The sequence below is a fragment of the Streptomyces silvae genome, assembly GCF_016745505.1.
GTDB lineage: Bacteria > Actinomycetota > Actinomycetes > Streptomycetales > Streptomycetaceae > Streptomyces > Streptomyces silvae.
On sequence record NZ_JAERUC010000089.1, the window covers coordinates 21,352 to 40,976 of the forward strand.

Sequence of the window (19,625 nt, forward strand, 5' to 3'; positions counted from 1 at the left end):
GACGTACGACGCGCAGGGCGGAGTCCTCTCCGTCCTGCGCGTCCTGCGTGGGAGCGGCGCCGCCCCGACGCCCCGAACAGAGAGGCACGACCACCTTCATGAGCAACACGACCGCCTTCATGAGCAAGCAGACCGACGTTCTCGTCCTGGGCGGTGCGGGCGTGGACACCATCGTCCACGTCCCCGAACTCCCGCTCCCCTTCGCCGACAGCTATATGATCCGGCCAGGCATCGAGACCCGCGCCGGGCAGAGCGGCGACTTCGTCGCGCTCGGGCTCCACGCCCTCGGCCTGCGTACGCGCCACCTCGACATGATCGGCGACGACCACGAAGGAGACCTGGTCCGCGCCCTCCACCGCGACCGGGGCATCCCGCTCACCGCCGTCCCCGCGCCGGGCGGCACCAAGCGCGCGGTCAACCTCGTCGGACCTGACGGGCGCCGGCTCTCCCTGTACGACGCCACCCGCTCACGGGAGACGGACCGGTTCGACGAGCCGGCCGTCCGTCAGCTCGCCGACGCCGCCCGCCACGCCCACGTGGTCATCACCCAGCCGTGCGCCCTCGCACTGCCGGTGCTCCGCGAGGCCGGTGTCACGATCTCCACCGACCTGCACAACTGGGACGGCACCGACCGGTACCACGAAGCGTTCGCCCTCCAGGCGGACCTGGTCTTCCTGTCCACCACGGACCTGGACGATCCCGAGCGCACCCTGCGGGACATCGCCGCCCGGGGGAGGGCCCGGACCGTCGTCGCCACCGCGGGCGCCGACGGCTCGTACCTCCTGTACGACGACGAGCTGACGCACACGCCCGCCGTCACCCCGCCCGTCCCGGTGGTGGACTCCAACGGCGCGGGCGACGCCTTCGCCGCCGCCTTCCTCCTCGGCACGCTGGACGGCGAACACCCCCGGCGCTGCGCCCTGTACGGAACCGTGGCCGGCGCCTACGCGTGCACCGTGCCGTCGACGCGCACCGATGCCATCGGCCGGGAGGAACTCCTCGCCCGGGTCGCCGAGGTGGAGAAGGACCGCACGCTCTAGCCCGATCGCGGCGGCTGTGGCCGGTGCGGAGATCCGAAAGAAGTTCGAAACTTTCGAGAATCTGCAGTGCGAATACGCCCCAGGAATTCGGGACTCCATTCGGTCAACTCCGCACGGTGTGGCGAAAGTTGGCTTGGACCTGCGGATATTACTGATCGGTGCACTCCGGGCAGGGTCGAGAGTTTTGCAATCCGTGCGGAAACTGTTGACGGGTGCGGCTCAACACTGTCGGCATCGCCAGGGCCGTAGGGCCCACGTGCTCCCTGGCTGCCCGCACGCCGTCACAAGGAGGAAGCGTGACCAAGGACAACACCCCCATCCGACCGGTGAGCCGCAGAGGCTTCATCGGCCGGGCCGGCGCCCTGGCGCTGGCGACGTCCGGACTGATGCTGCCTGGCACGGCCCGCGCCGACACGGTCATCACCACGAACCAGACGGGCACCAACAACGGCTACTAATACTCGTTCTGGACCGACGGCGGCGGCTCGGTCTCCATGAACCTGGCGTCCGGCGGCAGTTACGGCACCTCGTGGACCAACTGCGGCAACTTCGTCGCAGGCAAGGGCTGGGCCAACGGCGCACGCCGGACGGTGAACTACTCCGGCAGCTTCAACCCGTCCGGCAATGCGTACCTGATCCTCTACGGGTGGACCGCCAACCCGCTCGTGGAGTACTACATCGTCGACAACTGGGGCACCTACCGGCCCACAGGGACGTACAAGGGCACGGTCACCAGCGACGGCGGTACGTACGACGTCTACCAGACGACCCGGGTCAACGCCCCGTCCGTCGAAGGCACCAAGACCTTCAACCAGTACTGGAGCGTCCGCCAGTCGAAGCGGACGGGCGGGAGCATCACCGCCGGCAACCACTTCGACGCGTGGGCCCGCTACGGGATGCCGCTGGGCAGCTTCAACTACTACATGATCATGGCGACGGAGGGCTACCAGAGCAGCGGGAGCTCCAACATCTCGGTGAGCTGACGTCCCCATGAACCGGCCCGACACCGTCTCAGACGAGGAACGGGCGGACCAGGCGCAGGAGCGCCTCCGGGCGGTGCAGCGGAATGATGTGGCCGCAGTCCTCGACGAGGTGGCCGGTGAGGTCGTCGGTGACGGGCCGCAACTGCTGTTCGAGCGCGTTCCCCACCGGCTGGGCGCCGACGGCCATCGTGGGCACGGACAGCCGGCCGGCCTCCACGGCCTCCCGGATCTGCCGCGCGCCCGTGGGCATGGCGCGGTAGTAGGAGAAGGCGCAACGCAGGGCCTCGGAACCGGAATACGCGTCGACGAAGGCGTCACGGAACTCGCCTCCGACGCCCTGCCCCAGAGTGCCCGCGTCGAGGAACCAGTCGATGTAGGCCGCTTCGTTGCCCCGCAGCACGGTCTCGGCCAGGCCGGGAACCGAGTGGAAGCCGAACCACCAGGGCGGCCCTCCGGCCAGGAACCGCTCCGCGCCGGGCAGGGTGCCCACCAGCGACTCCATGAGCACCAGACGGCGGACGCGCCCGGGGCTGCGCATGGCCATCAGGAAGGCGGGCGGGACACCGGCGTCGATGGCCATCACGGACGCCGACGCCTCGCCGAGCGCGTCCAGCAGCCCGAGGCAGTCCTCGGCGAGGGTCCCGGGGTCGTAGCCGTCCGCGGCTCGCGTGCTCGCGCCGAGACCCCGGAGGTCGGGTGCGATCACCCGGTACCGGCCGGCCAGGTCCTGCATGACGTGGGTCCACAGCCGCCAGGTGTGCGGGAACCCGTGGAGCAGCAGCACGGCCGGGCCGGTCCCGGCGGTCGCCACGTTGAGTTCGACGCCGCCGACGCCGACCCGGTGCAGCCGGGGCTCCGGCGCTGGGCCCGCCGGTGAGGAGATCGGAGGTACGGACATGTCGGCCTTCCGGTGGTTACCAATGGTGACAACACAACGATAGGTAACTACTCTGGACCGGCCAAGACCGCACTTTCATCCCAGGTGGTGAGCTCCAGGTGGCCCCCCGTACCCCACGGACCGCACGGACGCCCGAAGAGGGCGCCCGCGGTGATCTGTTCGACCCTCTCTGCCCGACCCGGCGGCTTCTCGACCGGATCGGAGGCAAGTGGACCTCGATGGCCGTCAAGGTGCTGGCGGAAGCCTCACCGGACGAGGTGCGCTTCGCCGAACTGCAGCGGCGCATGGCGGGCGTCTCGCAGAAGATGCTGTCGGTCACGCTGCAGGCCCTGTGCCGCGACGGGCTCGTCAGCCGGCGCGTGGAGGGCACCGTCCCGCCGCGCGTGTACTACGGCCTCACCGACCTCGGACTGTCGCTGGAGGTCCCGCTGGCGGCCGTACGCCGGTGGGCCGAGGAGCACATGGCCGAGATCGACCGGGCGCAGCAGCTCGCCGACACGGTGACGGAGGATACGTAGATACTCTTCCGGATCCCCGACACCTGGAGCACGTGTGAACACCCGCCCCCTTTCCCTGTCCTTCCGCCGTGGGCGCGTGGCGGCCTGCCTGGTGGCGGCCCTCGCCACCGTCGTAGGAGCGGGAGTGCTGATGGGCTGCTCCGTCGCGGAGGGAGCGCCCGGCACCGCCGGATCCGGGCAGCCGACCCGGGCGGCCGACGTGCTCCTGCCGACCGCCGGCATGGAGTTCGACTACCAGATCGGCGAGGGCTACACGCCGCCCGAAGGGGTGCGGGCGGTCTCCCGGGACCGCGAGGACGAACCGGCCCCCGGCCTCTACAACGTCTGCTACGTCAACGCATTCCAGACACAGCCCGGCGCACTGAGCTGGTGGCAGGACAAACACCCCGGCCTGCTGCTGCGCGACGACGACGGTGAGCTGATCATCGACGAGGGCTGGGACGAGGTCCTCCTGGACACCTCGACGGCCGCCAACCGCACCGAGCTCGCGGAGATCGTCGGCGGCTGGATCGACGGGTGCGCGGAGAGCGGCTTCCAGGCGGTCGAGCCCGACAACCTCGACTCCTTCGAACGCTCGCAGGGCAAGCTGACGCAGAATCACAACGCAGCCTTCGCGGGGGCACTGGCCGCACGCGCCCACAGCGCCGGACTCGCGATCGGGCAGAAGAACACCACCGACCTCCTCGACCGGCACGACGAGATCGGCTTCGACTTCGCGGTGACGGAGGAGTGCGCCCAGTTCGACGAGTGCGGTGCCTACGCCGACGCGTACGACGACCGGGTCTTCGCGATCGAGTACGAGGGCGAGGGTGACGTGGACTTCGACGAGGCATGCTCCGCGTGGGGCGACAGGATCTCCCTCGTCCTGCGCGACCTCGACGTGCTCCCCGCCGGCGAGAAGGGGTACGTACGCCGCACCTGCTGAGCCCCGGCCGCGGGCCCCACGGGCATCCGCGGCCGGGCGGGGGCTCAGAAGTCCACCGGCTCGCGGATCAGCGGACACGTCATGCAGTGCCCGCCGCCGCGGCCACGGCCCAGCTCGCCCCCCACGATCGTGATGACCTCGACGCCCGCCGCGCGCAGCAGGTCGTTGGTCTGGGTGTTGCGGTCGTACGTGAAGACGACCCCCGGTTCGAGGGCGACGGCGTTGTTCCCGCTGTCCCACTGCTGACGCTCCGAGGCGTACACGTCGCCGCCCGTCTCGATCACGCGCAGGGCGGGCAGGCCCAGACTCCTGGCGACCACCTCGGTGAACGGGCGCGTCCCCTCGTCGATGACCTCCACCCCGGGTGAACCGTCGCCCGGGCGGAGGGAGAAGGTGTGGACCGCGTCCATGATCTTCGGGTACACGGTGACGATGTCGCGGTCGGCGAAGGTGAAGACGGTGTCCAGGTGCATGGCCGCCCGCAGCTTCGGCATCGCGGCCACCACGACGTGTTCGGCCGCCCCCTGCCTGAACAGGGACGCGGCGACCTGGGTGATGGCCTGCCGTGAGGTGCGTTCGCTCATTCCCATGAGGACGACACCCTTGCCCACCGGCATGATGTCACCGCCCTCGAAGGTGGCCTGGCCCCAGTCCACCTCGGGATCGCCCCACCAGACCGTGGCGTCGGAGAAGTCCGGGTGGAAGCGGTAGACCGCCTTCATCAGGAGGGTCTCGTCGTGGCGCGCCGGCCAGTACAGGGGGTTCAGCGTCACGCCTCCGTACAGCCAGCAGGTGGTGTCGCGGGTGTACAGGGTGTTCGGCAGCGGCGGCATCAGGTATTCGCGTACCCCCGTCGACTCGCGGGCCAGGGCGAGATAGCCGGAACGGTAGGCATCCGGCAGGTCCGCGGTGGCCATGCCGCCGATCAGGTACTCCGCCAGCGTGCGTACGTCCAGCGACTCCAGGAAGGCGCGGGTCGGATCGACGAGCCCCAGGCCGACCTCGTTGGCGGTGATCTTGCGGTCGAGCAGCCACGCCTTGGCCGCGGGGTCCGTGAGGGTCGCGGCCAGCAGGTCGTGCAGTTCGACCACCTCGACACCTGCCTGCTGGAGCTGATCGACGAAGTCGGCGTGGTCCCGCTGGGCGTTGTCCACCCACATCACGTCGTCGAAGAGCAGGTCACCGGCGTTGCTCGGAGTCAGCCGGCGGTGCGCGAGGCCCGGCGCGCAGACCAGCACCTTGCGCAGCCGGCCGACCTCGGAATGGACGCCGAGCGCCGGGCCGGCGCCCGCGGCGGATGCGTTCGTCATGAAGCTGCCTTTCGGTCGGGGGCCACGGCACCTGCTCATGGAGGGCCGTGCGGGGTGGGGAGAGGGACCGTCAGAGGCTGATCCAGCCCGCGGCCAGGGCGATCACCCCGACCACGGCTCCGGCGACGGAGACCGCGCAGATCACCAGCTCGGCGGGGGAGAAGACCCGGCGGCCCTGTTCCCTGCGGGCCATCGCGAACAGGATCGTGGCGGGGGCGTAGACGATGAAGGAGACCAGGACGAACTTCAGCCCGGCCGCGAACAGCAGGAAAGCGGTGTAGAGCGTCGCCACGACACTGACGACCAGATAGCGCCCGTGACCCCGTCCCTTGGTCAGCTCGTCGGGGCGCACCATGATCTTCACCGCGAACGCCGCGGCGAGGAGGAACGGGATCAGGGACAGGGCGCTGGTCAGATCGAGGGCGAAGTTGAACGCGTCGTCCGAGAAGTAGGTGATGACCAGGACGACCTGGGACAGCAGCGTCGTCATCAGCAGCGCGGGCACGGGTACGTCGGCGGAGTTGGAGCGGCGGAGGAAGCGCGGCATGTCGTCGTCCTTGGCGGCGACGAAGAGGACTTCCGCGGCCATCAGGGTCCACGCGAGATAGGCCCCGAGCACGGACACGATCAGGCCCACGCTCACGAAGACCTGCCCCCAGGTCCCGACCGCCTCCTCCAGGACCGCCGCCATGGAGGGCTGGCGGAGGTCGGCGATCTCGGCCATCGGCATGATGCCGTACGACACGATGGTGACCGACGCGAAGACGGCGAAGACACTGAGAAAACCCAGGACGGTGGCTTTCCCGATGTCCTCCCGGCGCTTCGCGTGGCGCGAGTAGACGCTGGCGCCCTCCACCCCGAGGAAGACGAACACGGTGGCCAGCATGGTGCCGCGTACCTGGTTGAACAGGGAGCCCGCGTAGTCGGCGCCGCCGAAGTTGTCCGCGAACACCTTCGCGTCGAAGAAGAACAGGGCGAGGATGACGAAGACGATGATCGGGACCACCTTGGCCACGGTGACCACCCTGTTGATGGCCGCCGCCTCCTTCACGCCCCGCCGGATGAGGAGGAAGAAGGCCCACAGACCGGCCGTGGACACGATGACGGCCAGGACGGTGTCGCCATCGCCGAGGGCGGGCCAGACCGCTCCGACGGTCGAGGTGATCAGCACCCAGTACGTCACATTGCCGACGCAGGCGCTGGCCCAGTAGCCGAAGGCGGAGAAGAACCCCAGGTACTCGCCGAACCCGGCCCTGGCGTAGGCGTAGACACCGGCGTCGAGGTCGGGCCGGCGGACGGCCAGGGTCTGGAACACGAACGCGAGCATCAGCATGCCCGTACCGGCGATCGCCTACGCGATCAGCGCCCCCGCGACACCCGTCTCCTGCGCGAAGCGTGACGGGAGGGAGAACACCCCGGCGCCCACCATCGAGCCCACCACCATGGTGGTCAGCGTGAGCAGTGACATCTTCACCGCGGTGGTGGGGCCTTGAGGGACGTCGGTGCCGGATCGGGAGCTGGTCATCTCGTCCCCTCATGTGATGCAGATACGAGGGAACTTTAACGTCAAACAGGACGTAACGGAGGAAAGGGGATCGCGGTGGCGGCGGGTCGCGTGGAGCCGCCGCGGAGCCGGAGGCGCTGTGCTGACGGGGGCTCAGTCGATGGCGGTGGCAGTCAGGGCACTCCCGGACGGCCCGGCGCCGCCCTGGCCGGCGGCGCGCCGCCAGGCCGATGCGCGCAGCAGCCGGAGACCGTTCAGGCCGACCAGGACGGTGGAGCCCTCGTGCCCCAGAACGCCCAGCGGGAGCGGGAGATGACCGGCGAGATCCCAGACGGCCAGTACGGAGATGAACAGACCGGCGATGGTCAGGTTCTGCGCCACCAGTCGGCGCGTGGCACGGGACAGGGCCACCACCGCGGGCACGGTGGCCAGTTCGTCACGGATGATGACGGCGTCCGCGGTCTCCAGCGCGAGATCGGAGCCCGCGCGGCCCATCGCGATCCCGATGTGCGCGGCGGCCAGCGCGGGCGCGTCGTTGACTCCGTCGCCCACGACCAGCACCCTGCGCCCCGCCTGCTCCTGTTCGCGAACGGCGGCTGCCTTGTCCTGGGGGAGGAGCCCCGCCCGGACATCGGTGATGCCCGCTTCGGCCGCCAGCCGGGCCGCGGCGCGCGGATGGTCGCCGGTCAGCAGCACGGGCGAGCCGCCGGTGAGGCGGGCCAGGGCGGCGACGGTCGCCGCGGCGTCGCGCCGGATGCGGTCGGTGAGGCCCAGGACCCCGGCCGGCACGCCGTCCCGCAGGACGAGCACCGCGGTGCAGCCGGTCTCCTCCAGCCCGGCGACCGCTGCTGCCGCCTCGGCTGTTTCGGGTGCATCGGGTGCATCGGGTGCTGCGGGGTCGCGCAGGAGCCGCTCCGGTGAACCGGCCGCGATCCGGTGGCCCCCGACGGTGGCCGCGACGCCGGTGCCCGGTGCCGAGGTGAACCCCGTGGCCGGGAGCAGGGGCAGCCCGGCCTCCTGGGCGGCGTTCACCACGGCGCGGGCCAGCGGATGCTCGCTCGGGTGCTCGGCGGCGGCCGCCAGGGTCAGCAGCGCGTCGGCGGTCAGCCCGGACCCGGCCAGAGGCAGGACACGGGTGACCCGCGGAGTGCCCTCCGTGAGGGTGCCTGTCTTGTCCAGGGCCACCGCGTCGGCCTGCCCGAGACGCTCCATGACGACGGCGGACTTCACCAGGACACCGTGGCGTCCCGCGTTGGCCATGGCGGAGAGCAGGGGCGGCATCGTCGCCAGCACCACGGCGCAGGGCGAGGCCACGATCATGAACGTCATGGCGCGCAGCAGACTGTCCGTCATGTCGCCACCGAGGAGGAGGGGTACGAGGAAGACGGCCAGGGTGGCGGCCACCATGCCCAGCGAGTAGCGCTGCTCGACCTTCTCGATGAACAGCTGGGTGGGTGCCTTCGTCCGGGACGCCTCCTCGGTCATGGCCACGATCCGGGCGATGACCGATGCGGACGCGTCCCGCTCCACGGCTACCCTCAGCGTGCCCGTGCCGTTCAGCGTCCCGGCGAAGACGGTGTCCCCCGGCTCCTTCACCCTGGGCAGTGGTTCGCCGGTGATGGTGGCCTGGTCGACCTCGCTCGCTCCGTCGAGGACCCGGCCGTCCGCCCCGACCCGCTCGCCCGGCCGGATCCTGATCACATCCCCGACCACGAGATCCCCCGTCGCGACGCTCGCCTCGCCGCCGTCCGCCGCGATGCGGGAGGCGGTGGTCGGGGCCAGGTCGAGGAGTCCGCGGACCGCGTCCTGGGTGCGCGCGGTGGCCAGCGCCTCCAGCGCGCCGGAGGCGGCGAAGATGACGATCAGGAGCGCCCCGTCCCTCACCTGCCCGATCGAGGCCGCGCCGAGCGCCGCCACGATCATCAGCAGGTCCACGTCCAGGACCTTCTCCCGGAGCTCCCTCAGCCCCGAAAGGGCCGGCTCCCAGCCCCCGGCGGCGTACACGAGGGCGTACAGCGGGCCCCATGTCCAGCCGGGGGCGCCGGTGAGATCCAGTGGGAGCGCGAGCAGGAAGAGCGTCAGGGCCGCACCCGCCCAGCGGGCCTCGGTCAGGGCGAGGGCGCGCGTGCGGCGCCGGGGGATCCCGTCGGCGGGGGAGGGAGTGGTGCGCGAGGGGCGCGGGAGGACACCAGCGGGCATGACGGAACGACCCCTCATGGGTGGCGGGACGACGACTCCCTCACCGTACAGGAACATATGAACAGGTCTTCATGTGTCACCCGTGGGTCCCAGGTGTCATCCGTAGAATGAGCACCATGGGTCATGGACGCGACGAGCAGACGACCGCCACCACCCGCGAGCGCCTGGACGCCGTGGGGGCGACGCGGGTCGCCGAGACCCTCCAGGCGCTGGCCACGCCCTCCCGGCTGCGGATCCTGGCGCGCCTCCAGGAGGGCCCCTGCGCGGTCGGTGATCTCGCCGAAGCGGTGGAGATGGAGCCTTCCGCCTGCTCCCACCAGCTGCGTCTCCTGCGGAACCTCGGACTGGTCGCGGGGGAGCGCCGGGGGCGTTCCATCGTCTACGCCCTGTACGACCATCATGTCGCCGAACTCCTCGACCAGGCGCTCCACCACGTCGAGCACCTGCGTCTGGGGCTCCGTGACACGCCAGCCGAGATCACCGCGGCGGCCACACGCCGCTGACCGCCGGACGCTTGGCGCCGAGCGCGCGGGCGCGGGCGGGAATCCCGGTGCGCCAGGGGCGTTGAACCATGCGTGAGCTCTTCCATCGCATCGACCCGGTTCTCCTTCCTCGACCGCTCCCGTACCCGGGAGGGCCATGACGGCCCGCAGGCGCTGCGGGACACAGTCGCTCTGGCGCGCACGGCCGAGGCGCTCGGCTACCACCGCTTCTGGGTGTCCGAGCACCACAGCGTGCCCGGCGTGGCCGGTTCGGCGCCCACGGTGCTGGCCGCCGCCGTCGCGGCGGCGACCAGCACCATCAGGGTGGGCACCGGTGGTGTGATGCTCCCGAACCATCAGCCCTTCGTCGTGGCCGAACAGTTCGGGGTGCTCGCCTCGCTCTTCCCCGGCCGGATCGACATGGGGCTCGGGCGTTCGGTCGGCTTCACCGACGGGATCCGCAGAGCCCTGGGCCGGGACAAGGAGGACGCCGGCGCGTTCGCCGCGCAGCTCGCGGAACTCCTCGGGTGGCTGGACGGCACCCAGCAGGCCCATCCTCAGGTCCACGCCCGCCCCGCCGAGGGGCTGCGCATCCCCCCGTACGTCCTGGCGACCGGGGAAGGCGCCGACATCGCCGCCGCCGCGGGCCTGCCGCTCGTCATCGGCGATCTCCGGGGCCGGGACAAGCTGATACGGGCGGTCGAGCGCTACCGCGGCGGCTTCCGCCCCTCCGCGTGGAGCCCGGAGCCCTATGTGATCGTGGCGGGCACCGTCGCCGTCGCCGGGACCGAGGAGGAGGCGCGCCGGCTGCTGGTCCCGGAGGCCTGGGCCATGGCGTACTCGCGGACCCATGGCTCCTTCCCGCCGCTGGCGCCGGCCGAGCGGATCGAGGCGCTGACCATGACGGAGAAGGAACGGGGCCTCTTCGAGAGCGGCGTACGCGGACATCTGGCGGGCACCGAGGACACGGTGGCGGCCGGGCTGGAGCTGGTCCTCAAGGAGACCGGCGCCGACGAGGTGCTGGTGACCACCAGTACGTACGACCGTGAGGCGCTGGTGGACTCGATGCGGCGGCTCGCCGGGATCGCGGGCCTCGGCTGACGCCGGCCGTCAGCCGGCGGAGGGATGGCCGAACAAGAGGTCGTACCCCGGGGGCAGTTGCAGAAGCAGGCGCTGGAGCAGTTCCTCGCCCGCGGCATCGGCCACCACGCTGAGAACTGCGCTCGTGTCCCAGGCGGCCGTCTGTTCGTTCGCTCCCTCGATCCAGGCCGACACGGCACGTACGAACCGCTCGGAGCTGAGCGGTTCGGCGGCCTGCAGCGGGTTCAGGAGGATCAGTGCGAACGTCTCCGGCAACCGGGCTGCCAGCTCGTTCCGCTCCTCACCGACCAGATGCGCGCCGAGCAGGGCCAGCACCACGCGGGACGCCCGCTCCGCTTCCAGGCCCGATGGATATTCGCCGCGTTCCTGGACGGCTTCCAGGAACGGCTGCCATCGCATGTACGTCACGAGTTCCCCTTCACGGAGCGCGGACGCGGCCGGAGCGGAGAGCGGGGCGGGGGAGGGGAAGCCCGTGCCCCGCCCTCCGCGCATCCACCGCATGTCACCTCAATTCCGGTGTTAACACGCCATCCAGGTGACGGCAAACGGAGACCGGGCCCGCGGTCCGGGGAACCATGGGGCCCGGGCTACTCCATGGGGTAGATGTCGCCGCTGGCCATGCCGCTGACCTGCACGCTCCGGGATTCGAGCTGGTGTGCCTCGTCCTGGAGGCGACGGCGTTCCTCAGGATCGGTGGCCTGCTCGGCGGCCTTCTCGAGATCTTCGGCCCGGCCGCGCATCTGCTTCAGGCGGCTGCGGACGTCTTCCGACTCGCTCATGATCACTCCCTGGCTGGGCGGAGCGGACCCCTCCACCGAACCAGGCACCCGGGGGTGCGCGCATCTCAGCGAGGACGCCGGAAGCGCGGAGTGACCGTGCGGGCGGTCCGCTACTCGAACCGGGACACGTCGCCGGCTCCCCGTCGTACGACCTCCAGCTCGCCGCCGGAGAAATCGATCACGGTGGTCGGCTCGGTGCCGCAGTCGCCGGAGTCGAGCACGACGTCCACGACGTGGTCGAGGCGCTCCTTGATCTCCCAGCCCTGCGTCAGCGGCTCCTCCTCGTCCGGCAGGAGCAGCGTGCTGGACAGCAGCGGCTCACCGAGCTCGGCCAGGAGGGCCTGGGTGACGGTGTGGTCCGGGATCCGGACGCCGACGGTCTTCTTCTTGGGGTGCAGCAGCTGCCGCGGCACCTCCTTGGTGGCGGGGAGGATGAAGGTGTAACTCCCCGGTGTCGCCGCCTTGATCGCACGGAAGACGTCGTTGTCGATCTGGACGAACTGGCCGAGCTGCGAGAAGTTCTGGCACACCAGGGTGAAGTGGTGGCGGTCGTCGAGGTTCCGGATCGACCGGATGCGGTCGATCCCGTCGCGGCTGCCCAGCTGGCAGCCCAGGGCGTAGCAGGAGTCGGTCGGATACGCGACGAGCGCGCCGGACCGGATGCTCTCGGCCACGTTGGTGATGGTGCGGCGCTGGGGGTTCTCGGGGTGCACATCGAAGTACTTGGCCATTCGGCGAGTCTACGGCCTCGGGCCGATCGCGTTCCGCTTACGGCGTGCGGGGCGTGCACCGGTCGCATCCGTCCGGCGGGGGGAGAGTGAAGTCATGTGCGCACAGGAGGCGGAGGAAGTGGAAGTCCCCCTGCGGGGAGGCCGGGTGACGACGGCGGTGGTCCGCGTGGGCGACACCGTCCGGCGCCCCGCCACGGACGCTTCGCCCTTCGTCGCCGATCTGCTCCACCTCTACGAGCGGCGCGGGTTCGCCGGAGCCCCGCGCCATCTCGGCGTCGACGACTCGGGCCGCGACGTGTTCAGCTATCTGCCCGGCGACGGGCCGCCACGCTTCCGGCACTGGGACGACGCCCAGGCCCCGGGGCCGTCTTCGCCGACCGGGAGCTGGCGGGCGCCTTCGCGGGGCTGCTGCTGCTCGCCGCGGTGCTCACCGGTTTCCTCGTCTCCCTGGTCCAGTACCTGCAGAACGTCCAGGGCCTCGACGCGCTGCGGAGCGGCCTGGCGATTCTGCCCTTCGGTGTCGCGCTGCTGCTCACCACGCAGGGCCTGACCCGTTTCGTCTCCACGGTGGACCTCAGGATCCGTGCCATGGGTGGCCTCGTCGTCGTCCTCGCCGGGGTCGCCTGGCTGACCCTCCTGGACGGGGACAGCACGTACGCGGCCGGGGTGCTGCCCCAGATCGTGCTCATCGGGACCGGGGTCGGCGTGGCGATCGTCCCGTTCAACACGGTCATCCTCGCCACCGCCCCGGCCGAGCACGCTGGCATCACGGCGGGTGTCCTGCAGACGGCACTCACCATCGGAGGCTCCGTCGGACTGGCCCTGCTGCTCATCCCGTTCGCCGGGGCGGGCCAGGGGGCCGCGGACACCATCTCCTCGGTCTTCGTCTGGGCCTCCCTCACCACCGTGGCGGCGATCCTGGTGCCTCTCGTGCTCTGGTTCGGTCCGGGGGCCGCGAAGGGCAGGGCTCCCGCCGCGTGAGCGTCCGTCCATGGGCCCGCCCTCGGTACCCGCCCTCGGTCCGTGAACGCGGGGCGCCGGTCCAGCCCCCGGACGCACCGCGCCCCGGTGCCCCTCGCGAGGAGGGGCACCGGGGCGCGGAAGGGGCTGTCGGTGGTCAGGCTCCCGACGCGTCCAGCATGGCCGCGCGCTCGACGACCTTGATCCGCTCACGGCCCTGCTCGGCGCCGAGCGCCTGCTCGTGGGCGTCCAGTCGGTGCCAGCCTTCCTTCGTGGTGTAGCGGACACCGCGCTGCTCCAGGAAGTCGACGATCGCGTCGGCGCCCGGCTGCGTGGGGACGGGCAGCCGTCCGGCGGCGTGGTCCTCCAGCAGGCAGGCCACGGTCTCGTTCGCATCGCCCTTGGTGTGCCCGATCAGGCCGATCGGACCGCGCTTGATCCACCCGGTGACGTACACCGAGGGCATCGGCTCGTCGCCGGCCAGTACGCGCCCGGCAGCGTGCGGGACGGTGCCGGAGACCACGTCGAAGGGCAGCTTCGGGAGCTCCTCCGAGTAGTAGCCGACCGCGCGGTAAACGCTCTGCACGTCCCAGTCCGTGTGGCGGCCCGTGCCCTTCACGTTGCCCGTGCCGTCCAGCTCCGTGCGTTCGGTGCGCAGGGCGACGACGCGGCCGTCCTCGCCGACGACCTCCACCGGGGACTCGAAGAAGTGCAGGAACAGCTTGTGGGGGCGGTCGCCGACGTCCCGGATCGCCCAGTTCTCCAGCGTGGAGGCGACCATGTTGGCCTGCTTGTTCTCCCGCCGCGTGGCGATCGAGCCCTCGTCGTAGTCGATGTCCTCGGGGTTGACGATGACCTCGATGTTCGGCGAGTGGTCCAGCTCGCGCAGCTCCATCGGGCTGAACTTCGCCTGGGCCGGCCCGCGTCGCCCGAAGACGTGCACCTCGAGCGCCTTGTTCGCCTTGAGACCGTCGTAGACGTTCGCGGGGATCTCGGTCGGGAGGAGCTCGTCCGCCGTCTTCGCGAGGATGCGCGCGACGTCCAGGGCCACGTTGCCGACACCCAGCACGGCGACCTTCTCGGCCTCCAGCGGCCAGGTGCGCGGGACCTCCGGGTGTCCGTCGTACCAGGCGACGAAGTCGGCGGCACCGTAGGAGCCCTCGAGCTCGATCCCCGGTATGTCGAGCGCGCGGTCGGCGTCCGCGCCGGTGGAGAAGATCACGGCGTCGTAGAAGGACCGCAGGTCGTCCAGGCCGATGTCGTTGGGGTAGTCGACATTGCCGAACAGTCGCAGCTGCGGCTTGTCCAGGACCTGGTGCAGGGCCTTGACGATGCCCTTGATCCGCGGGTGGTCGGGAGCGACTCCGTACCGGATCAGACCGAAGGGGGCGGGCATGCGCTCGAACAGGTCGATCGATACGCCCGGCTCCTGGGCGGCCTCGGACTTGAGAAGCGCGTCCGCTGCGTAGATTCCGGCAGGACCGGCTCCGACGATGGCGACGCGGACGGGGCGTGTCATGGAGTGATGTTCCTTAGGGCGGACGAGCACGGGCAGAGTGCAGCGGGGTAAGGCTTGGCTTACTCCGCTGCCCCCACGGTACGGCCTGTGCGCGGAAGCCCCTGGAGTGGGGCGAGTGCATATATCGGAAATAAAGGGACGTATGGGCTTGAAGAGGTCCGGTTTCTGTGAACGGATTTCTCTCCAGTCGTCTCATGGGGTTCCAGGGAATGAGACGAGGGGTGGCGGGCAGGCTGTACGCCGGTGTCCCTGCGCGCCCCCGGTCCGCGGCGGAGCCATGATGGACGCACGACCGCAGCACTCCGACGAGAGGACATGTGTCATGCCGATCGAGGGCGAGTACGAGCCGAGCCCGACGCAGTGGGTCCGTGAGCAGGTCGAGCTCATCGAGAGCTCCGGCGGAACGGAGGGGACCACCATGCGCGGCATGCCCGTCATCCTTCTGACGACGCGTGGCGCCAAGAGCGGCAAGGTCCGCAAGACCCCTCTCATGCGGGTCGAGCACGACGGCGAGTACGCCGTGGTCGCCTCGCTGGGCGGCGCGCCCAAGCACCCCGTCTGGTACTACAACGTGCAGGCCGACCCCGAGGTGGAGCTCCGCGACGGCACTCTGAAGCAGGACATGGTCGCTCGCGAGGTCACGGGCGAGGAGAAGGCCCGGTGGTGGGAGCGTGCCGTCGAGGCGTTCCCCGACTACGCCGACTACCAGACCAAGACCGACCGCGAGATCCCGGTCTTCGTCCTCGCCCCGGCCGGGAAGAGCTGAGCCGGACGCCGTGACCGGACCGGCCGGGTCCCGCGGGTGAGCCGGCCGGCCCGACGGGTCCGTACGCCGCACGGACCGTCCCGGCCACGAGGTGCGGCGCGGGCCCCGAAACCCGCCGGCAGCCAGAAACCCGCCGGCAGGCCCGAAGCCCGCTACCAGGCCCTAAGCCCGTCGGCAGGCCCCCAAGCCCGCTACCAGGACAGCCCGCCGACCGCGGAGGCGATCCGCTCCCGGTCCCAGGCCCCGTCGGCGACCAGCACCCGGTAGCGCCGCGTCAGGGTCGCCCCCGGGTCCAGCACCAACTCCTGGTGGAAGGCGAAGGACGGGGCGACCGCCGCATAGGGGGAGGCGCGCACGAACCAGTGCGCCGGATGCGCGCCGCCCGCACCCGAGTGGTCGTTCCCGGGGGAGTGGACGAAGACGAGCGTCGCGTGCCCGTCGGCCTCGTCGTGCTCGCCGCCGTACGCCAGCCAGGGCGCCTGCCGCCCCATCAGGTCCGGCCCCTCGCCGTCGGGGCCGATGATCCGCCCGTCCCGGAAGGCGCGGGGCCCCCGCCAGAACAGACCGGTGTATCCGGCGTCCGGGCGGCCGTGCGTCGTGGGACTGCCGAACCGCAGGGGTTCGCCGCGCCGGTTGGTGACCGCGGACGACCAGGTCAGCGCCCAGCTCCCGGTCACCGCGTCGACGTCGTGGACCTCGATACGGCGCGTCTCCTCGGCCCAGAGCTCGCCACTGCGCGGGTGCCAGGTCAGCCGCTCCGCGAAACGTGCCCCGCCGTCGTGCACCGAGACCTCGTCGAAGCCGGCGTGCGCCATGGAACCGACGCGCTCGGGCAGGGCGCGGTACCCCTCGCCGTGCACATAGCTGTTGCCGCCCCACAGATTGGCGCCCGACAGATGCGAGGCTGTCATCTGCAGACCCTTGTGCCAGCGGTGGTCGTTGGGCCGGTATCCGGTCACCACCTGGCCGGACAATGTGCGCAGGGGGTGGATGTACGGCTTCGGGGCCTCCCACGCGCCCTCGGCCCGGTAGACGTAACGCAGCAGTTCCACGCCGCTCTCCGACGCGATGACGGAGAGGTGCTCGCCGTGCCGGTGGACCAGGTCCACTGCCTTCGTCATGCCGGTGCCTCCGCGGGCTGCTCCACCGGCCGCGCCGTCGACCGATCAGCCGGCCGATCCGCGGCCCGGTCCGCCGGCTGCGGCGCCCAGCCGGGAGCGTTGCCGTGCAGCGCGCCGTAGTACGCATCGCCGGGGCCGATCTCGCCCGCCCGTACGGTTGCCCCGGTGAAGGCCGCCTTGTACAGCGCGGCGACCAGCTCCAGGCTCTTGCGTCCGTCCGCCCCGCTGCTCCGCGGCCTGCGGCGGGCCCGCAGGTCCTCCAGCAGGCCCGTCAGCTGCGCCTCGTGCGAGCTGGGCACATCAGGTCCGAAGTCCCGCCAGACATCCGCCTCCTCCGGTGGGACCCCGGGGGCCGGTGTGATGCGCCAGTCCGCGTTGCGATGCCCGTACAGATGGGTGAGCTCGACCGTCGCACGCTCGCAGTCGATCCGGATACGGCTGACCTCGTCCGGGCTGAGCACGCTGTTCACGACGGTGGCCACGGCGCCGTTCTCGAAGCGTACGAGCGCGGTCGAGACGTCCTCCGTCTCCACGTCGTGCACCAGCCGCCCCGCCATCGCGCGGATCTCCGCCCACGGGCCCAGCAGGTCGAGCAGCAGATCCATCTGGTGGATGCCGTGCCCCATCGTGGGGCCACCGCCCTCGCTGCTCCAACTGCCCCGCCAGGGAACGGAGTAGTACGCCTCGTCCCGGTACCAGGTGGTCTGGCAGTGGGCCACCAGCGGCCTGCCCATGGCCCGGCCGGCGAGCAGCTCCCGGACATGCCGGGCGCCCGAACCGAAGCGGTGCTGGAACACGATCGCCGCGTACGGGCCGTCACCGGAACCCTCCGCCGCCTCCATCGCGTCGAAGTCCTCCAGTGACGGGCAGGGCGGCTTCTCGCACCACACCCACGCCCCGGCGCGCAGCGCGGCCACGGTCTGGTCGCGGTGGAACCGGGGCGGGGTGGCGAGCGTGACCAGGTCCGGGCGCTGCTCGGCCAGCATCCGGTCGAGATCGGTGTACGGGTGGGTGATCCCCGCCTCGGCGCAGAACGCCTCGACCGCCGCGGCGTCGACATCGACGGCGGCGACGATCTCCAGCGGCTGCCCGGCGGCGAGCGCGGTCAGCGCGGGCAGATGACTGCCGCGCGCGATCGCACCCGTGCCGACGATCGCGACCCGCACCGGCTTCCGGTGCGAAGGATGGCTGGTCGTGACAAACACCCCTTCAGGCGGAGACATCGGGGCGCTCACCGGATAGCAAGCGCTTTCTCCCGGGAAACCTAGGCTCCGCGCGCGAGGCGGGTCAAGGGGTCCGGGTCGCGCGCGTGCGTCAGGCCTTCAGCAGCCGCGGCAGCCGTGTGAGCTGCAGGGCGTGCTGGAACGGGCCGCCGCCCTCGTGGTCGTTGAAGTCGTACACCTCGATCTCCTTCTCGGGGTGCGCGTAGGCGTTGAAGGCGGCGAACACCGTGGACGGCGGGCAGGTCAGGTCCTCCATGGCCACGGAGAACAGGGCGGGTGCCCGCCCTCGCGCGGCGAAGTGGACCCCGTCGAAGTAGGCCAGCGTCCTGGCGGTCTGCTCGGCGCGGCCCCGGTGCGTCTTGAGGTAATCACCGATCTCGCGGTACGGCTTGCGGTCGGTCATCCGGGTCGCCCGGGGGAAGTCGCAGAGGAACGGCACGTCCGGGGCGACGGCCGCCAGGTCCGGGATCAGCCCGCCGACGGCCAAGGCCAGCCCGCCGCCCTGGCTCGCACCGATCGCGGCGGTGCGGGACGCGTCGGCCAGCGGATGCGAACGGGCCGCCTCCACCGCGCGTACGGCGTCCGTGATCACTCTGCGGTAGTAGTACGTGGCCGGATCCTCGATGCCCTGGGTCATGAATCCGGGCAGGGACGGGCCGGAGCCGACCGGGTCGGCGGTGTCGCCCGGGGCCCAGCCGCTGCCCTGGCCCCGGGTGTCCATCACGAAGTGGGCCAGGCCGGCCGAGGCCCAGAGCAGATGGGCGTGGGGCAGGCTGCGCCCTCCGCCGTACCCGATGAACTCCACGACCACCGGCAGGGGTTCGGTGGTCCCGGCGGGTATCACGAACCACCCCTTGACCGGGTGGCCGCCGAAGCCGGCGAAGGTGACGTCGTACACGTCGACCGTGACGAGCCCGGTGTCCGTACGCCGCTCGAAGCGGGCGTCCAGGTCGTGCGTCCGTGCCTCGTCGAGCGTGGCCGACCAGAACGCGTCGAAGTCCTCCGGCTCCACCGACCGGCTGCGGTAGGTGTGCAGTTCGTCGAGGGGGAGGTCGAACAGGGCCATGCGGAACCGCCTCATGTCATGAGCGTGAGTGAATGGTCACACCGTACGACGGTCCGCCCGAACGTCAACAAGCGCTCGAATCGTGGGAAAAGACGTTGCCGGGCCGATGACCTCCTGCGAGGCTCCGTGCATGTCCCATACGGAACCCCGAAGTTCGCACCAGGTGGCCGCCCTCTTCTCAGGCGGGCGCCTGACGGCGATCCCCCGGAAGGCCGCCCGCCGCGAGCAGTTGCTGGTGCACCTCGCACAGACACTCTTCGAGCGCGACCGCGTCTACACCGAGCGCGAGGTCAACGACGCGCTGCTCACGGTGCACGAGGACTGCTCGGCCCTGCGCCGCTACCTGGTGGTGGCCGGCCTGCTGGAGCGGCCCCGGGACGGCAGCAGCTACCGGCGGGGGACTCCTTCGCACGGGGCTCCTTCTCACGCGTGAGATGCGACCGCATCCGTGAGAGGGTGTTTTCGTCCCGTTGTTTCATCCCTGATTGCGCGGTTGCGGA

Annotated in this window: 18 protein-coding genes and 2 pseudogenes; 9 read left to right on the plus strand and 11 right to left on the minus strand. The window is 71.0% G+C overall.

Annotated elements, in window-relative coordinates:
* Window positions 1-119: 119 nt before the first annotated feature.
* Window positions 120-1,040 carry an adenosine kinase gene (locus JKV81_RS13740; RefSeq protein ID WP_202076120.1) on the plus strand — a complete coding sequence of 307 codons (921 nt, stop codon included), beginning with the start codon at window positions 120-122 and terminating at the stop codon, window positions 1,038-1,040.
* 296 nt (window positions 1,041-1,336) lie between these two features.
* Window positions 1,337-2,023 (plus strand): annotated as a pseudogene (gene xynA, locus JKV81_RS13750) (endo-1,4-beta-xylanase XynA).
* Between the two features lie 28 nt (window positions 2,024-2,051).
* On the opposite strand, the gene JKV81_RS13755 reads toward xynA, so the two are convergent.
* The gene (locus JKV81_RS13755; RefSeq protein ID WP_129260070.1) at window positions 2,052-2,921 is read right to left on the minus strand and encodes an alpha/beta fold hydrolase; all 870 of its coding nucleotides are present in this window, start codon (window positions 2,919-2,921) and stop codon (window positions 2,052-2,054) included.
* A 98-nt stretch (window positions 2,922-3,019) separates the two neighbouring features.
* On the opposite strand from JKV81_RS13755, the gene JKV81_RS13760 reads away from it, so the two are divergent.
* Together JKV81_RS13760 and JKV81_RS13765 are read left to right on the plus strand one after the other, a co-directional pair.
* Window positions 3,020-3,439, plus strand: coding sequence for a winged helix-turn-helix transcriptional regulator (locus JKV81_RS13760; protein ID WP_129260071.1), 420 nt, complete (start codon window positions 3,020-3,022; stop codon window positions 3,437-3,439).
* 34 nt (window positions 3,440-3,473) lie between these two features.
* A complete protein-coding gene (locus JKV81_RS13765) occupies window positions 3,474-4,364 on the plus strand; it encodes an endo alpha-1,4 polygalactosaminidase (RefSeq protein ID WP_372444148.1) in 891 nt (296 codons plus the stop codon).
* A gap of 44 nt (window positions 4,365-4,408) precedes the next feature.
* On the opposite strand, the gene JKV81_RS13770 is transcribed toward JKV81_RS13765, so the two are convergent.
* From JKV81_RS13770 to JKV81_RS13780, 3 genes and pseudogenes are all read right to left on the minus strand, one after another.
* A complete protein-coding gene (locus JKV81_RS13770; protein WP_202076113.1) occupies window positions 4,409-5,674 on the minus strand; it encodes an arginine deiminase in 1,266 nt (421 codons plus the stop codon).
* Window positions 5,675-5,744: 70 nt separating this feature from the next.
* Window positions 5,745-7,199, minus strand: a pseudogene (locus JKV81_RS13775) (basic amino acid/polyamine antiporter).
* A gap of 132 nt (window positions 7,200-7,331) precedes the next feature.
* Window positions 7,332-9,377 carry a heavy metal translocating P-type ATPase gene (locus JKV81_RS13780; protein WP_202076115.1) on the minus strand — a complete coding sequence of 682 codons (2,046 nt, stop codon included), beginning with the start codon at window positions 9,375-9,377 and terminating at the stop codon, window positions 7,332-7,334.
* A gap of 116 nt (window positions 9,378-9,493) precedes the next feature.
* Between JKV81_RS13780 and JKV81_RS13785 the strand changes: the two genes are divergently transcribed.
* Together JKV81_RS13785 and JKV81_RS13790 are read left to right on the plus strand one after the other, a co-directional pair.
* Window positions 9,494-9,880: an ArsR/SmtB family transcription factor gene (locus JKV81_RS13785; protein WP_129260074.1), complete on the plus strand. Its 387-nt coding sequence runs from the start codon at window positions 9,494-9,496 to the stop codon at window positions 9,878-9,880.
* 72 nt (window positions 9,881-9,952) lie between these two features.
* Window positions 9,953-10,960, plus strand: coding sequence for an LLM class flavin-dependent oxidoreductase (locus tag JKV81_RS13790; protein ID WP_202076117.1), 1,008 nt, complete (start codon window positions 9,953-9,955; stop codon window positions 10,958-10,960).
* 9 nt (window positions 10,961-10,969) lie between these two features.
* On the opposite strand, the gene JKV81_RS13795 is transcribed toward JKV81_RS13790, so the two are convergent.
* The 3 genes from JKV81_RS13795 to JKV81_RS13805 all read right to left on the minus strand — a co-directional run bounded on the left by JKV81_RS13795 (window position 10,970) and on the right by JKV81_RS13805 (window position 12,470).
* Window positions 10,970-11,359 (minus strand): DUF2267 domain-containing protein, encoded by a 390-nt coding sequence (locus JKV81_RS13795; protein ID WP_124279467.1) that lies wholly within the window; start codon window positions 11,357-11,359, stop codon window positions 10,970-10,972.
* Window positions 11,360-11,547: 188 nt separating this feature from the next.
* Window positions 11,548-11,739, minus strand: a complete 192-nt coding sequence (locus JKV81_RS13800) for a DUF6381 family protein (RefSeq protein ID WP_129260076.1) — start codon at window positions 11,737-11,739, stop codon at window positions 11,548-11,550.
* 110 nt (window positions 11,740-11,849) lie between these two features.
* Window positions 11,850-12,470, minus strand: coding sequence for an L-threonylcarbamoyladenylate synthase (locus tag JKV81_RS13805; RefSeq protein WP_124279331.1), 621 nt, complete (start codon window positions 12,468-12,470; stop codon window positions 11,850-11,852).
* A 96-nt stretch (window positions 12,471-12,566) separates the two neighbouring features.
* Here JKV81_RS13805 and JKV81_RS13810 point away from each other — a divergent pair, with 96 nt between their 5' ends.
* Window positions 12,567-13,451 (plus strand): MFS transporter, encoded by an 885-nt coding sequence (locus JKV81_RS13810; RefSeq protein ID WP_202076118.1) that lies wholly within the window; start codon window positions 12,567-12,569, stop codon window positions 13,449-13,451.
* A 136-nt stretch (window positions 13,452-13,587) separates the two neighbouring features.
* Here JKV81_RS13810 and JKV81_RS13815 read toward each other — a convergent pair whose 3' ends face one another.
* A complete protein-coding gene (locus JKV81_RS13815; protein ID WP_129260078.1) occupies window positions 13,588-14,949 on the minus strand; it encodes an FAD-dependent oxidoreductase in 1,362 nt (453 codons plus the stop codon).
* Between the two features lie 322 nt (window positions 14,950-15,271).
* Between JKV81_RS13815 and JKV81_RS13820 the strand changes: the two genes are divergently transcribed.
* Complete coding sequence (locus JKV81_RS13820) at window positions 15,272-15,715, plus strand: nitroreductase family deazaflavin-dependent oxidoreductase (protein ID WP_129260079.1); 444 nt, start codon at window positions 15,272-15,274, stop codon at window positions 15,713-15,715.
* 191 nt (window positions 15,716-15,906) lie between these two features.
* Here the strand turns inward: JKV81_RS13820 and JKV81_RS13825 are convergent, their stop codons facing one another.
* The 3 genes from JKV81_RS13825 to JKV81_RS13835 all read right to left on the minus strand — a co-directional run bounded on the left by JKV81_RS13825 (window position 15,907) and on the right by JKV81_RS13835 (window position 19,125).
* Entirely contained in the window at window positions 15,907-16,836 is a 930-nt protein-coding gene (locus JKV81_RS13825; protein ID WP_129260080.1) for a DUF6807 domain-containing protein, read from the minus strand.
* A complete protein-coding gene (locus tag JKV81_RS13830) occupies window positions 16,833-18,059 on the minus strand; it encodes a Gfo/Idh/MocA family protein (RefSeq protein ID WP_236056552.1) in 1,227 nt (408 codons plus the stop codon). The genes JKV81_RS13825 and JKV81_RS13830 overlap by 4 nt, the downstream gene beginning before the upstream one ends.
* 91 nt (window positions 18,060-18,150) lie before the next feature.
* Window positions 18,151-19,125, minus strand: a complete 975-nt coding sequence (locus JKV81_RS13835) for an acetylxylan esterase (protein WP_129260241.1) — start codon at window positions 19,123-19,125, stop codon at window positions 18,151-18,153.
* Window positions 19,126-19,255: 130 nt separating this feature from the next.
* Between JKV81_RS13835 and JKV81_RS13840 the strand changes: the two genes are divergently transcribed.
* On the plus strand, window positions 19,256-19,558 hold the full coding sequence (locus JKV81_RS13840) for a DUF2087 domain-containing protein (protein ID WP_129260081.1): 303 nt from the start codon (window positions 19,256-19,258) through the stop codon (window positions 19,556-19,558).
* Window positions 19,559-19,625 lie beyond the last annotated feature (67 nt).

Bases quoted from the DNA above. Each gene is read 5' to 3' on its own strand.
- JKV81_RS13800 (WP_129260076.1), bottom strand. From the start codon at position 11,739: ATGAGCGAGTCGGAAGACGTCCGCAGCCGCCTGAAGCAGATGCGCGGC.
- JKV81_RS13755 (WP_129260070.1), bottom strand. From the start codon at position 2,921: ATGTCCGTACCTCCGATCTCCTCACCGGCGGGCCCAGCGCCGGAGCCC.
- JKV81_RS13770 (WP_202076113.1), bottom strand. From the start codon at position 5,674: ATGACGAACGCATCCGCCGCGGGCGCCGGCCCGGCGCTCGGCGTCCAT.
- JKV81_RS13740 (WP_202076120.1), top strand. From the start codon at position 120: ATGAGCAAGCAGACCGACGTTCTCGTCCTGGGCGGTGCGGGCGTGGAC.
- JKV81_RS13820 (WP_129260079.1), top strand. From the start codon at position 15,272: ATGCCGATCGAGGGCGAGTACGAGCCGAGCCCGACGCAGTGGGTCCGT.
- JKV81_RS13830 (WP_236056552.1), bottom strand. From the start codon at position 18,059: ATGTCTCCGCCTGAAGGGGTGTTTGTCACGACCAGCCATCCTTCGCAC.
- JKV81_RS13805 (WP_124279331.1), bottom strand. From the start codon at position 12,470: ATGGCCAAGTACTTCGATGTGCACCCCGAGAACCCCCAGCGCCGCACC.
- JKV81_RS13835 (WP_129260241.1), bottom strand. From the start codon at position 19,125: ATGGCCCTGTTCGACCTCCCCCTCGACGAACTGCACACCTACCGCAGC.
- JKV81_RS13825 (WP_129260080.1), bottom strand. From the start codon at position 16,836: ATGACGAAGGCAGTGGACCTGGTCCACCGGCACGGCGAGCACCTCTCC.
- JKV81_RS13780 (WP_202076115.1), bottom strand. From the start codon at position 9,377: ATGCCCGCTGGTGTCCTCCCGCGCCCCTCGCGCACCACTCCCTCCCCC.
- JKV81_RS13795 (WP_124279467.1), bottom strand. From the start codon at position 11,359: ATGCGATGGCAGCCGTTCCTGGAAGCCGTCCAGGAACGCGGCGAATAT.
- JKV81_RS13815 (WP_129260078.1), bottom strand. From the start codon at position 14,949: ATGACACGCCCCGTCCGCGTCGCCATCGTCGGAGCCGGTCCTGCCGGA.
- JKV81_RS13840 (WP_129260081.1), top strand. From the start codon at position 19,256: ATGTCCCATACGGAACCCCGAAGTTCGCACCAGGTGGCCGCCCTCTTC.
- JKV81_RS13785 (WP_129260074.1), top strand. From the start codon at position 9,494: ATGGGTCATGGACGCGACGAGCAGACGACCGCCACCACCCGCGAGCGC.